The sequence below is a fragment of the Novosphingobium sp. FG90 genome (assembly GCF_057808725.1).
This window is the reverse complement of record NZ_JBMDIO010000020.1, coordinates 19,242-31,556: the sequence shown is the minus strand read 5'-3', so window position 1 is coordinate 31,556 and position 12,315 is coordinate 19,242. Positions and strand designations below refer to the sequence as shown.

The window sequence follows — 12,315 nt, the reverse complement described above, 5'->3', positions numbered from 1 at the left end:
CATGCGCACTTGGCTGACCCTCGCGCTGGCGATGCTGGCGAGCACTTCGGCTATCGCGCAGGAAGCGCCCACCGTCGCGGCGAAGATAGAAGGCAGCACCGAACAGAGCCTCAAGGTCGGCAGCAAGCGCCTCGCCTTCACGGCCGAGGCGGGCACGTACCCGGTCGCGAGCAAGCCGGGACGCAGCGACGCGACCGCCGGTTACGTCGCCTATGTCCGCAAGAGCGCCTCTGCCGAGCGCCCGGTGCTGTTCGTCTTCAACGGCGGCCCGGGCGCAGCCTCGGCCTATCTGCAGATGGGCGCACTCGGCCCGATGCGGGCGCATGTCCCGCAAGACCCCGCCGCGCCGCTGCCCGTCGAGGTGGACGTGTCCGCCAACCCGGCCTCGCTGCTCGACGTTGCCGACCTCGTCTTCCTCGACCCGCCCGGCACCGGCTTCTCCGAAATCGGCAAGGACGCCGACCCCGCCTTCTACCAGTCGGTGAAGGGCGATGCGGATGCCGTCTCGCAGGCCGCCCGCGCCTGGCTCGCCGAGAACCACCGCACCGCCTCGCCGCTGTTCATCCTCGGCGAGAGCTACGGCACCATCCGCGCCGCCGCGATGGTCGATGCGCTGAAGGCGCAGGACAGCGCCCTCAAGGTGCGCGGCGTGCTGCTGCTCGGGCAGGCGCTCAACATGATCGAGACCTCGCAGCGGCCCGACAACGTGGTGACCTACCCGGTCTCGCTGCCGACCCTCGCCGCGCTGGCCTGCTACCACCACAAGCGCCCCGCGCCCTGCGACCCCGCCGCCAGCGCCGCAGAGGCCGCCGCCTTCGGCCCGGCCTACCTCGACGCGCTCTACAAGGGCCGCGCGCTGGACGAGGCCGATCGCGCCAAGGTCGCCGCCAAGCTGGCCGACCTCACCGGCATCCCCGCCGCCTTCTACCTCACCCACGACTTGCGCATCTCCAAGGAGCGCTTCCGCGTCGAACTGCTGCGCGACGAGGGCAAAGTGCTGGGCCGCTACGACGCGCGCTACACCGCGCCGCTCCCGGCCAACGCAGGCGAGATGGTCGGCCCCGACGCCTTCTCCGCCGTGTCCGACCTCTACGGCAAGGCGGTGATCGGCCAGCTCGCCAGCATCGGCGTGGCGAACCCGGAGCGCTACAAGGTCATCACCCGCTTCCCCGGAGAATGGTCCTACGGCGCGGGCGACAGCCCATTCAACGACTGGCCGTTCATGGCCCGCCTCGAAGCCGCGATGGCCGCCGAGCCCAAGCTGCACCTGTTCGTCGGCACCGGCCTCTACGACCTCGCAACTACCGTCGGTGCGGCGGATTACCTCTTCGCGCAATCCAGCCTGACCGAAGACCGCTTCGTCAACCACCGCTATCCCGCTGGGCACGTCGCCTATTCCGACGACGTCAGCTGGCGCAGGCTAGTCGCCGACATCCGCGCCTTCGTCATCGCGGGCAGCAAGCCGTGAGCGACGAGCAGAAACTCGCCAAGGGCATCGACCTCTGGGGCGTCGTCGCGCTGGGCCTCGGTACGGCGGTGGGGGTCTCGATCTTCTCCGCGATCGCGCCCGCCACCGCGATCGCCGGTCCCGCGATGCTGCTCTCGGTGCTGGTCGCAGCGCTGCCGATGTACCTGATCGCGGTGAGCTATGCCTTCCTCGGCTCGGCGCTGCCGGTGTCGGGCGCCTCGTTCGCGTGGCCCGCGCGGTTCCTGCACCCCGCGCTCGGCTTCTTCATCGCCTGGGCGCGGATCATCGCCAACATGGGGGCGATGGTGGTCCTGGCGCTGGTCCTCGTGCGCTACGGATCGATGATCCTGCCGCTGCCGGTCAAGCCGACGATGTTCGCGGTGCTGGTGCTGGCGCTGCTCGCCAACCTGTTCGGCGTCCATATCGCCGCGACCGTGCAGAAGTGGCTGCTGGCTGCGATGCTGATCCTGTTCGCGGTATTCATCGGCTGGGGCGGCGCGACGACGGTGGACATCTCCCGCCTCGAACCCCTCTTCCCCAACGGCCTGCACGGCATGATCGCGGCGATGCCGCTGCTGATGGGCCTGTTCTTCGGCATCGAGGCCGCGACCGAGGCAGGCGCCGAAGTCGCCGACAGCCGCCGCGCCATTCCGCTGGGGATCGCCCTGTCGATCGGCTCGGCGACGCTGCTCTACCTTGCCGTGGGCTTCGTGGCGCTCGGCGTGCTGGGCGCTCCGGCACTGGGATCGAGCGAGGCGCCGATCCTCGACGCCGCCAAGGCGTTCATGGGGCCGGTGGCGACGCCGGTGATCGTGCTGGCGGCGGTGCTGTCGATCGGCAAGTCGCTCAACGCGATGTTCGCGATGTTCAGCCGCAGCCTCTACGCCATGGGCACGGCGGGGATGCTGCCCGCCGCGCTCGGCCGGGTCCATCCACGCTGGCAGACGCCTTACGTCGCGCTGCTGGCGGTCTTCGCCATCGGCTGCGCGGGACTGCTGCTGCCGATGGAGCTGACTTTCCTGTTCCTGGCGGTCAACATCCCCAACCTGCTGAAATACGCCAGCATCTGCCTCTCCGCCGCCCGCGTGGTCGAGCGGCACGACGATCTCTACGAGGCTGCCGCCTTCAAGTTCGCCCGCCCGACGATGCGCGCCTTCGCCTATGCCGGAGCCGCCTGCGCACTGGCCCTCGCACTGGTGGGGCTGGAGGCCGACTGGCGCCCTTACGCCCTGCTCGGCGGTTGGGTGCTGGCGGGCGCGGCGTTCCGCCTGCTGCACACCCGCGTCCGGGGCTGACCGACCGGCAGGTTTACACAGTTTACACCGTCCAGGATGAAAAGGTGTCACCTTGGGGGCGGAATGTGTCACCTTGCGACTGAAAGGTGTAACCTTGGCCCGGTAAGGTGACACTTGAGCCCGCCAACCTGTCACCTTGGCACGAAAGGTTGTCACCTTGCGGAAGGGGGCCGACGGGTCATACGGGCACTTTAACCCACACAAACGACTGTAGGAAAACGCCGATCCGAACGCCCAGGCAACCAGCGGCGGCGGCGCCCCCGCCACCTCGCAATGGCGCCGATCTGCTGGCGCAGCTTGCCGCTCCATCGTTCGACGAACGTTTCGAGATCGCCAATCTGGTGATAGGCGGCAGTTGGAGCGGATACCCCAACGAGAGCACGCCGCTTCCCGCCCGCGACGATGTGCGCCGGATCACCATCTGGCCGCATCCGCAGCCTGCCCGATGCCGGTGACAGGCCGGGATGAAGCGGCCTGCCAGCCGCGCCTGCCCCATTTCCTTAAGCACGTCCCCTGATCATTCTAACGACTTGAGTTGATTTGAATGCGCTGCAACATATCCCGCACGCGCGGAAGCGGCTGGGCTTGACTCACGCACGGCAGCGTAACGGGAAATGGGATGTGGAAGCGATGCAGCACGAAGAGAAGGCCGATCTACCTTACCTGCGCAAGGTCGTGGGCGCCTCGATGGCGGGCACCGTGGTCGAGTGGTACGAGTTCTTCCTGTACGGAACGGCCGCCACGCTCATCTTCGGCAAGCTGTTCTTCCCGGCCACCGGCAATGACCTGGACGGCGTGATCGCAGCGTTCGCCACTTATGCGGTCGGCTTCATCGCGCGACCGCTGGGCGGCATCGTGTTCGGTCACATCGGCGACAGGGTCGGGCGCAAATCATTGCTCCAGTTCAGCCTGATGCTGATCGGCTGTTCGACATTCCTGATGGGCTGCCTCCCTACTTTCGGCTCGATCGGCTATTGGGCGCCGGTCCTTCTGGTGGTCCTGCGTTTCGTGCAGGGGTTCGCGCTGGGCGGGGAATGGGGCGGCGCAGTGCTGCTGGTGGCAGAACACAGCCCCAATCACAGCCGCGCTTTCTGGGGCAGTTTTCCCCAAGCGGGCGTGCCTCTGGGCAACCTGCTGGCAACGATCGTGCTGCTGATCCTGTCGGCAACCCTGTCCGACACGCAATTCCTGTCGTGGGGCTGGCGCTTCGGCTTCTGGCTTTCGGCCGTTATCGTGGGGATCGGGTACTACATCCGAACCCAGGTGGCCGACTCCCCCATTTTCGAGGCCGCCAAGGCCGAAGCCGAAGAGCGCGCGCACCAGGGTTACGGGCTGGTCGAAGTCTTCCGACGCTACCCGCGCGGCGTCTTCACGGCGATGGGCCTGCGGGTGGGCGAGAATATCCTGTACTATATGGTCGTCACGTTCTCGATCACCTATCTGGCCCATATCGGTGTCGATACGACCAAGATCCTGGCCCTGCTGTTCTGCGCGCATATCCTCCATGTCGTTCTTATCCCGCTGTTCGGTGCCTTGGCCGACCGGATCGGCCGCAAGCCGGTTTATATGCTCGGAGCGGCGCTCACGGTTGCATGGCCTTTCATCGCATTCCCGATGTTCAACAGCGCAAGCACCGTCGTCGTGCTGGCGGGCATCTTCGTGGGCATGTTCGTCCATGCCTTGATGTATGCCCCGCAGCCCGCGATCATGGCCGAGATGTTCCCCACCCGGATGCGCTACTCCGGCGTTTCTCTCGGATATCAGGTGACGGCGATCTTTGCGGGATCCTGGGCGCCGCTTATCGGCACCACCCTGCTGCGCGAGTACGATGACTGGCTGCCGATCGCGTTCTATGTCGCAGCGGCGGGCGCCATCAGCCTGCTGTCCGCCCTCGTCATGACCGAGAGCAAAGGCACATCGCTGCTTGCCATCGACCGCGAGGATGAACGTCGCCTCGGCACGGTGTCAGACTGATTCCGAAGCGCGGACGACAGGAAATCATCCGAAGCCAAATGCCGCGAAAAGCATCCCCGTGGAAGCGACCAGCGCCGCAGGCCGCATGGGGTCGACAGGAGACTTGGCTAGCTCCATCGCCGGGTAGGCGACCCAGAAACATGGCGGCAGGCACGATCAGCGTAGAGAGCTTGAGGGATACCCCTCAATCGCAAGCATATCCGAAATACAGGCAATTCCCGTTTGCGGAGGCAAGGTGAGATGAGGTGAGGCGAAGCGCCGCCTCGTCCGGTCAGAGATAGACCACCACCGCAGCCAGTGCCCCCCAGAGCGCGACGCTGATCGCCAGTCCGGCCAGCCAGCCACGCCACAGGATCGGACGCGCACCGATCGGCGCCGCTGGTCGAGCGGCGCGCATGGCCTGAAGGGAGGGGTCATGGGCATCGGACATGCCCCATGCATAGAGGAACAAGTGCTGTGATTGGATTAACTGCACGGTCTGCAGCCACCGCACCGCACAAAGTCATGACCAACGACGCCCCGCATGCCTCGACCAGCCGCTCCAGCGGCGCTCGATCGAGAATCCCTTAAGAATAACCTGATCGCAATCGGATCAATCACTGCAGAATTGCGTCGTTATTGAACGGTTCTTCCTTTGAAACTCAGCCCATCGGTACGCCAGATTGCCGGACGGACAATGTCATCACGACTGCGGAAGAACCCATGCTGGAACTCACGAATGAACTATGCACCCAGCTCCTTGGCACAAGCGCATGCACCGGAACCACAGCCTTGCCGAAACTTACGTTCGATGGCGTGGAGCCCCACTACATTCCGAGTGCCGGGGATCAGCTGCGCATTACCGCCTGCGGTGAAAACCAGCTCACAGGCGAATACCTGGTCGATGGCGCGGGCGCAAGCGCATCCCCCTCATCGGATCATTCGGGAGCCGGACGATGTTCCCGGTCGCTGCGTCATCCCTTAATATGCATCAATCGCCTATGAACTCGGTGGCTTAGACGTGCTGCCATCAGTGGCCTTCGGCGCTCGCGGAGACGACAACCTTTTCACCCGAACCAGTGTTAAGCGAGAGGATCTTTTCAACGATGCGGCGCTCGAGGCCGGCGCGCGGACAAGCAGCTATTTCAAATCCGCCAATCAGGACTCCATCGAGCATCGTTTCAAAGGCACATATACGCGCGGCACGACAAGCTTTGAATCCATCACCGTGAACGGTGGGGCGCCTTTTGAACGCTATTCGCAGTTCTACGGCATGATCTCGGTGACACCAAGCCGATGAGCATCTCCTGCGCACCTCTCCACTGGCAACCGCGATCGCGCCTGGCCTCGCCCCCGGAGCGCACGCAAGGCAATGTCGCATGCGTACTGCGGCGAAGCACTGCAAAGCGTGGACGGCTTTCCGCTATCCTCGCGCTTGCCGTGATTATCGTGCTCGCTTCCCTGACGGTCCGCCCTGCCGGACATCGTCCTGAACCGGCAGAGCCGAGGTCAAGTGCAGTATATCCGCGAAGTGCACCCGGCCGGGCTGCAGCCCCGCCGCCTGTCGCCCCGGTCGCGTTCGAGCGGATGGCCCATCGCGACGCCCTATCCCTGAACCGCGTCACGCCCTTTGTTCCTCTCGGCACCGATCGTCCGACCGGGTTTCATCTCGACAAGACGAGCGATGGTTACAGCCGCGCTCTGGATTGCATGGCCAGCGCCCTGCTTTACGAGGCCGGCGATGACAGGAAGGGCCAGGCCGCCGTCGCGCAAGTGGTCCTCAACCGCATGCGCCATCCGGCTTTCCCGCATTCGGTGTGCGGTGTCGTCTATCAGGGCTCCGAACGCGCGAGCGGGTGCCAGTTCACTTTCACCTGCGATGGCGCGCTCACCCGCCATCCCGCTCCCGCGCCGTGGCGCCGGGCGCGAGAGACCGCCGCATCCTTCCTCGCCGGGGAGACCGATCCCGCCATCGGAATGGCCACGCATTATCATACCGACTGGGTGCGGCCTTACTGGAGCGCCACACTCGACAAGATCGCCCAGATCGACACACACCTGTTCTTCCGCTGGCGAGGAAGCTGGGGCCGCAAACCCGCCTTCGATGCGCCCTACAGCAGCATTGAGGCGTACCAGCATAAGCTCACCTTCATTTCCCAAGCGCACCGGACGGTCGAGAATGCAAGTACCGCGCCCACCGACACAACCGAGGAGCCCGGCGGAACCGCAGTAGCAGCAAGCACCGTGCTGACGCGGCAGGAAGGCGACCATTTCATTCTCGTCGATGGTGGCGGAGACGGAACGAAGCTCGCCATGCAAGGCCTGAGGGAGTGTCGTGGCCAGACGTATTGCAAAGTCGTCGGATGGGATCGCCATTCGGCGCCTTACGGTTCTCCGACCAGGCCTGTCATTCGCACAGTCGTTTTCCTCTACGTCAGCGACAAGCGTACCGGGGTCGAAGTCGTCCTATGGGATTGTACGCGCTTCAACCACCCGTCCGACAGCCAGTGCCTTTCGAGCCAGAACCGGCGCTGGATTACCTTCAGGGGCGACTTGTCCCATGCGTGGTGACGGCCATGCGCGCTCCGTAAGCGCAAAGCCGCAGAAACTACGGGGTAATCCGGAGGGCGGCGGCAGGGTCATGTTCACCATGTGGCGTCAGGACAAGTCACTGGACGTAAGCGGACCGACCATGCGACTTTTCCTGTGCCGGCAGTATTGGATCTTGCTGAGCGCAGCGGCCGCGATCGCTGTTGCGCCCCCTGCCTTCGGCGAAACCCTGGGAGACGCGATTGCGGAAGCCTACCGGCATAACCCCGGCGTAGAAGCAAACCGCGCCGGCACGCGCGCCGCCAAGGAGCGGGTGCTGCAGGCAAAAGCCCAGTTCGGCCCCAGCATCTCCGCGGATGCCAGCTATGCCTATGCCTGGCGGCGCGTGACCGAGAACGGTATCACCGCCTTGAAGCAGTCGGGGTTCACGCCCCAGCTGTCGGCATCGATCGACCAGCCGCTGTTCACCTTCGGCCGCCTGACCGCGCAGCGACGGATCGCCGACGCCGGGTATAGCGCATCGATGGCAGACATGCACGCATCCGAGCAGGACATGCTGGCGAACGTCGTAATCGCCTACTCCACGGTTCTGCGCGACGAGAAACTCGTCGAGACTGCCCGCGCGAACCTCTCGCAGTTGACCGAGCAACTCGATCAGATCAACGCCCGCTATTCGGCCCGCTACGCCACCGAGACGGATCTGCAGCAGACGCGCAGCCGCATCTTCAGTGGCCAGGCGCAGCTTGAACTCGCCCAGGGCAGCCTGCTCGCCAGTCGCAACAGCTTTCGCAATGTCATAGGGCATTATCCGGGGGCTCTGGCACCGCTTCCCCAACTCCCCCCGTTGCCTCCCACAGTGGAGGATGCACAGGCGCTTGGTGCCACGGCGAGCCCCCTGCTGGAAGCGGCCCGCTTCGACCTCGCCGCCGCCCAGGGGCGCATTGCTCAGGCCCGTGGCAATGCCCGTCCCTATGTCGGCCTGCAGGCAAGCGTGGCCCGCACCCCGCTCACGATCGAAGACGACGATCCGCGCGAAACCTCCGCTCAGGTCCAGTTGGGCTTGACGGTTCCCCTCTATTCGGCGGGCCTGCTTTCGGCGCGCATTCGCGAGGCGCGGCAACTTGCCGACGCGGCAGCCCAGCAACTGGAACAGACCTCGCGCAACGTGCGGCAGAACATCGCAAGCTACTGGGATCAGCTTGCAGCGGCACGACGCGCCCTGCCCGCCTACAACCGCGCGGTAACGGCTGCCCAAAGCGCACTCGATGGTGCCAGGCAGCAGCAACTCGCCGGACAAGTCACCTCGCTGGACGTGCTGGACACTGCGCGCGATTTGCTGGTTTCGCGTCAGGCTCAGGCGCAGTCCGAAGCCCAGATCTATGTGCAGCACGCACTGCTGCTCGGCGCGATGGGGCAATTGCGCGCCGACGCCTTCGCCCCCGGTACACCCGCATTCGACCCGTCGGTCTACCAACCTGCACCATGGACCGGCCTGCCGACCGCCCCGCTGATCCAGACGATCGACACGGCCGGCTACGACCAGCGTTTCACGCCTGCTCCGGCCAGCGTCGAAAACGACGCCGAGCCCGGACACGACATGTCCCCGGAACCGGACGCGCAATGAGCCCGGCTTTTCCATCGGACGTTTCGCGAACTACACGGCCGAAGCTGCCGAGACACGCTGCTACAGGACATTCCTCATGACCCCAGCGCGCGACACATTCTTCGGCGAAGTGCGCGGAATGCTTCGAGCAATCCTCCCCGTGCTCTGGCCGATCCTGACCTTCAGCGCCGTCTTCAACGTGCTGCTCCTGTCCGGCTCCTTCTTCATGCTGCTGGTCTACGACGACGTGCTTGCCAGTCGCAGCGGCGCCACACTCGCCGGGCTGTTACTGATGGTGACGGTCGCCTACGTGTTCCAGGGTGCGGTCGACGTTATCCGATCGCGCGTACTGCTGCATTCCGGCGCGCAGGCTGACCAGAAGCTCTGCGATCGACTGTACGACATCATCAGTCGCTACGAGCAGGAGGTCGGCCCCATGCCTGCAGGGGCTGCGCCCGTAAGGGACCTCGACGTCGTGCGAGGGTATATCACCGGGCCGGGGCCACTGGCCCTGCTCGACCTGCCCTATGTGGTCATGTTCCTGCTGATCCTCACGTTGTTTCATTGGGCTCTCGGCCTGGCAACACTGGCAGGGGTGCTGATCATGATCGCCCTGATGGTACTGGGGGACCGCCGGACTCGCGGGCCAGCGTCGCAGGCCGCTGCCGTCGCCGCCGCCCGGTTCAACATGGCCGAGGACGTGCGCCGCAACGGCGAAGTCCTGCGCGTTCTGGGAATGGGTGCCAGGCGCCGCGCAAGCTGGGACGCGGTCAGCCTGAACCTGATCGCCGCGCACGATGAACTGGCAGGCGTGTCCGGCCGGACCCAGGTGATCGGCAAGGCATTCCGCCTGTTCCTGCAGTCCTTCGTGCTCGCTGTGGGTGCGTTCCTGGTGATCGACAACGATGCGACCGGCGGCGTCATCATCGCCGGATCGATCCTGAGTGCGCGCGCCCTGATGCCCGTCGAACAGACCATCGGCCAATGGAAACCGATGACCGAAGCCGGCCAGGCGTGGCGCCGTCTGGCCGCCCTGCTCGACCGCGTGCCGCCGCTCGAACAACCGATGCTGCTGCCAAGGCCGCATGTCGAGCTCGAAGTGCAAAGCGTAGTCTGCGGCCCACCCGGTCGCCAGAAGATAACGGTCGCCAACGTTTCCTTTCGCCTCGCTGCCGGTGAAGCGCTGGCTGTCATCGGTCATAGCGGGTCCGGGAAATCGTCATTGATGCGCGCTATCACCGGCGCCTGGCCCTTGCTCAGGGGAGCCGTTCGCCTTGACGGGGCGTCGCTGGATCAATGGGACCCGGTACAGATCGGACGCGACATCGGCTACGTACCGCAAACCATCGAACTTTTCGAAGGCAGCATTGCGCAGAACATCGCCCGCTTCGACCCCCAAGCAGAGCCCGAAGCGATCATTGCGGCGGCGCGCGCCGCCGGCGTGCATGACATGATCGTCGCCCTTCCGGGTGGCTACGAATATCCCATCGGCGGGCCGTCCGGCGGCGCACTGTCGGGCGGGCAGAGGCAGCGCATCGCGCTCGCCCGCGCGCTTTACGGCGAACCGTTCCTGATCGTCCTCGATGAACCCAATTCCAATCTCGACGCGGCGGGCGAAGATGCTCTTCTTGCCGCGATCGCCGCCGCCAAACAGCGGGGAGCGCTGGTCATCATCGTCGGACACCGCCCGACCGTGTTCGCCCAGGTCGACCACATCATGATCATGGCGGACGGTCAGGTTCTCCAGATGGGCGAACGTGCGGAAATGCTCAAGCGCATCAACTTCAACCCGGCGCCCTCGCGCACTCCCGAACCTCCTGTCGAGTAGAGCCGTGTCCAGCGAGATCATCATCCCATCTGCCGCCCTTCCCACAACGCTGGCCGAGCCGGACTACGAACCGACGCGCAGTTTGCGCAAAGAAGTTCGCGCAGGTCTGCTGCTATGCGGTGCCCTCGTTTTCGGTCTCGGCGGACTTGCGGTATTCCTGCCGATGACCGGCGCGGTGATAGGACCCGGCGAGGTTACCGTATCGAGTTACGTCAAGGAGATCGGGCACCCTTCCGGGGGCGTGGTCGCCGACATCATGGTGCGTGACGGAGATCACGTATCCAAAGGCCAGCCGCTGATGCGCCTGGACTCTCGGGTAAGCGGCGCGGCTGCGACTTACACCGGGGAGAATGTCGATCAGTTGCTGGCCCGCGCAGCACGGCTGACGGCCGAGCGTGACAACAGCCCTGACATGCCTTTTCCTGCGGAACTCAAGGCCCGTGCCCACGATCCCAACGTCGCAGCGCTGGTGGAACAGGAGCGCAGGACCTTCATCCTGCGTCGCGATGCCCGCCGTTCCATGACCGCGCAACTCGGCCAGCGGATCAACCAGACTGCGGCCGATGTCGCCAGTTCCCGCACCAAGGCACAGAGCTTTGCCGAGCAGGCGTCGCTGATCAAGGACGAACTGGATGCCACGCGCAAGCTTTATGAAAAGCGCTACACGACGCTTGACCGGCTGAACGCGCTCGAACGGTCTGCATCGGGGCTTACCGCCGAAGCGCACGGCGCGCGCGAGGCGGTCGTTTCCGGCGCTGCGCGGATCGGCGAACTGCGCTTGCAGATGGGCTCGATCCAGGCCGACGCGCGAAGCAGCGCGGCCGCCGAACTGATGGATGTCCTGGCTCGGATCAGCGAGTTGAGGCGCGCTCAAGTGGCCGCAAACGACAGCTATGAGCGCGCCATCATCCGCGCGCCGCAGTCGGGCACCGTCGACAAGCTGGCGTTCCGGACGGTCGGCGGGGTCGTCCCGGCCGGGCAGACGATCCTCGAACTGGTTCCGGACGACGATCGCATGGTCGTCGAGGCGACGATTTCTCCGGTGGACATCGATCAGGTTCATGTCGGTCAGAAGGCGACCTTGCGCTTCAGCGCCTTTTCGGCCCGCACTACACCCGAACTGAGTGGAACCGTCACGCATGTCTCGGCGGATCGAACCGACGACAAGGCGGCGCACAGCGCCTTCTACCGCGTTACCGTAACCCTGGATGAAGGTCAGGCCGCGAGGCTTGGAGAATTGCGCCTGCGCCCGGGCATGCCCGCCGAGACCTTCATTCAAACAAATCGCCGCACGATGCTCAGCTATATCCTGAAACCGTTGGCCGATCAGTTGGCGCGTGCGTTTCGCGAAGGCTAGGCTCGGCGCTCGGCCGATCGACCATGCCGATTCGCGAACAGCCGACGGTCAACGATTGCAACGGAGCGGCATCCAACCGATTGATCCTGGAACGCGCGAATGTCTGATCCGCTATGAAGGATTAAATTTCTGCAGCATCCACATCGGACTAAAAACCCGAAGACCGAAAAACAGGGAATTGGCGACTTCAGACGAATCCCACGACGCAAGGGGGAATTAATACATTGCAATCGGATCATTCGATGATGCCGCACTGCAGCG

The 12,315-nt window shown here is 64.9% G+C and carries 9 protein-coding genes; 8 read left to right on the top strand and 1 reads right to left on the bottom strand.

Going from position 1 to position 12,315, the window contains the following annotated elements; translation table 11 throughout:
• The first annotated feature begins 1 nt into the window (after position 1).
• The 3 genes from ACODRZ_RS17020 (at position 2) to ACODRZ_RS17010 (ending at position 4,737) form a co-directional block, all read left to right on the top strand.
• A complete protein-coding gene (locus tag ACODRZ_RS17020; RefSeq protein WP_488971858.1) occupies positions 2 to 1,468 on the top strand; it encodes a S10 family serine carboxypeptidase-like protein in 1,467 nt (488 codons plus the stop codon).
• A complete protein-coding gene (locus tag ACODRZ_RS17015; protein ID WP_488971859.1) occupies positions 1,465 to 2,763 on the top strand; it encodes an APC family permease in 1,299 nt (432 codons plus the stop codon). The genes ACODRZ_RS17020 and ACODRZ_RS17015 overlap by 4 nt, the downstream gene beginning before the upstream one ends.
• 630 nt (positions 2,764 to 3,393) lie before the next feature.
• Complete coding sequence (locus tag ACODRZ_RS17010) at positions 3,394 to 4,737, top strand: MFS transporter (RefSeq protein ID WP_488971875.1); 1,344 nt, start codon at positions 3,394 to 3,396, stop codon at positions 4,735 to 4,737.
• Between the two features lie 271 nt (positions 4,738 to 5,008).
• On the opposite strand, the gene ACODRZ_RS17005 is transcribed toward ACODRZ_RS17010, so the two are convergent.
• Positions 5,009 to 5,167, bottom strand: a complete 159-nt coding sequence (locus ACODRZ_RS17005; protein ID WP_488971860.1) for a hypothetical protein — start codon at positions 5,165 to 5,167, stop codon at positions 5,009 to 5,011.
• Between the two features lie 570 nt (positions 5,168 to 5,737).
• On the opposite strand from ACODRZ_RS17005, the gene ACODRZ_RS17000 reads away from it, so the two are divergent.
• The 5 genes from ACODRZ_RS17000 (at position 5,738) to ACODRZ_RS16980 (ending at position 12,054) form a co-directional block, all read left to right on the top strand.
• Positions 5,738 to 6,016: a hypothetical protein gene (locus ACODRZ_RS17000; RefSeq protein WP_488971861.1), complete on the top strand. Its 279-nt coding sequence runs from the start codon at positions 5,738 to 5,740 to the stop codon at positions 6,014 to 6,016.
• Between the two features lie 287 nt (positions 6,017 to 6,303).
• Positions 6,304 to 7,287 carry a cell wall hydrolase gene (locus ACODRZ_RS16995; RefSeq protein WP_488971862.1) on the top strand — a complete coding sequence of 328 codons (984 nt, stop codon included), beginning with the start codon at positions 6,304 to 6,306 and terminating at the stop codon, positions 7,285 to 7,287.
• 154 nt (positions 7,288 to 7,441) lie between these two features.
• Positions 7,442 to 8,890, top strand: coding sequence for a TolC family outer membrane protein (locus ACODRZ_RS16990; RefSeq protein ID WP_488971863.1), 1,449 nt, complete (start codon positions 7,442 to 7,444; stop codon positions 8,888 to 8,890).
• A gap of 76 nt (positions 8,891 to 8,966) precedes the next feature.
• Positions 8,967 to 10,697, top strand: a complete 1,731-nt coding sequence (locus tag ACODRZ_RS16985) for a type I secretion system permease/ATPase (RefSeq protein WP_488986214.1) — start codon at positions 8,967 to 8,969, stop codon at positions 10,695 to 10,697.
• Positions 10,698 to 10,701: 4 nt separating this feature from the next.
• Positions 10,702 to 12,054 (top strand): HlyD family type I secretion periplasmic adaptor subunit, encoded by a 1,353-nt coding sequence (locus ACODRZ_RS16980; RefSeq protein WP_488971864.1) that lies wholly within the window; start codon positions 10,702 to 10,704, stop codon positions 12,052 to 12,054.
• Positions 12,055 to 12,315: the final 261 nt, after the last annotated feature.

Bases quoted from the DNA above. Each gene is read 5' to 3' on its own strand.
- ACODRZ_RS17020 (WP_488971858.1), top strand. From the start codon at position 2: ATGCGCACTTGGCTGACCCTCGCGCTGGCGATGCTGGCGAGCACTTCG.
- ACODRZ_RS16995 (WP_488971862.1), top strand. From the start codon at position 6,304: ATGGCCCATCGCGACGCCCTATCCCTGAACCGCGTCACGCCCTTTGTT.
- ACODRZ_RS17010 (WP_488971875.1), top strand. From the start codon at position 3,394: ATGCAGCACGAAGAGAAGGCCGATCTACCTTACCTGCGCAAGGTCGTG.
- ACODRZ_RS16985 (WP_488986214.1), top strand. From the start codon at position 8,967: ATGACCCCAGCGCGCGACACATTCTTCGGCGAAGTGCGCGGAATGCTT.
- ACODRZ_RS17005 (WP_488971860.1), bottom strand. From the start codon at position 5,167: ATGTCCGATGCCCATGACCCCTCCCTTCAGGCCATGCGCGCCGCTCGA.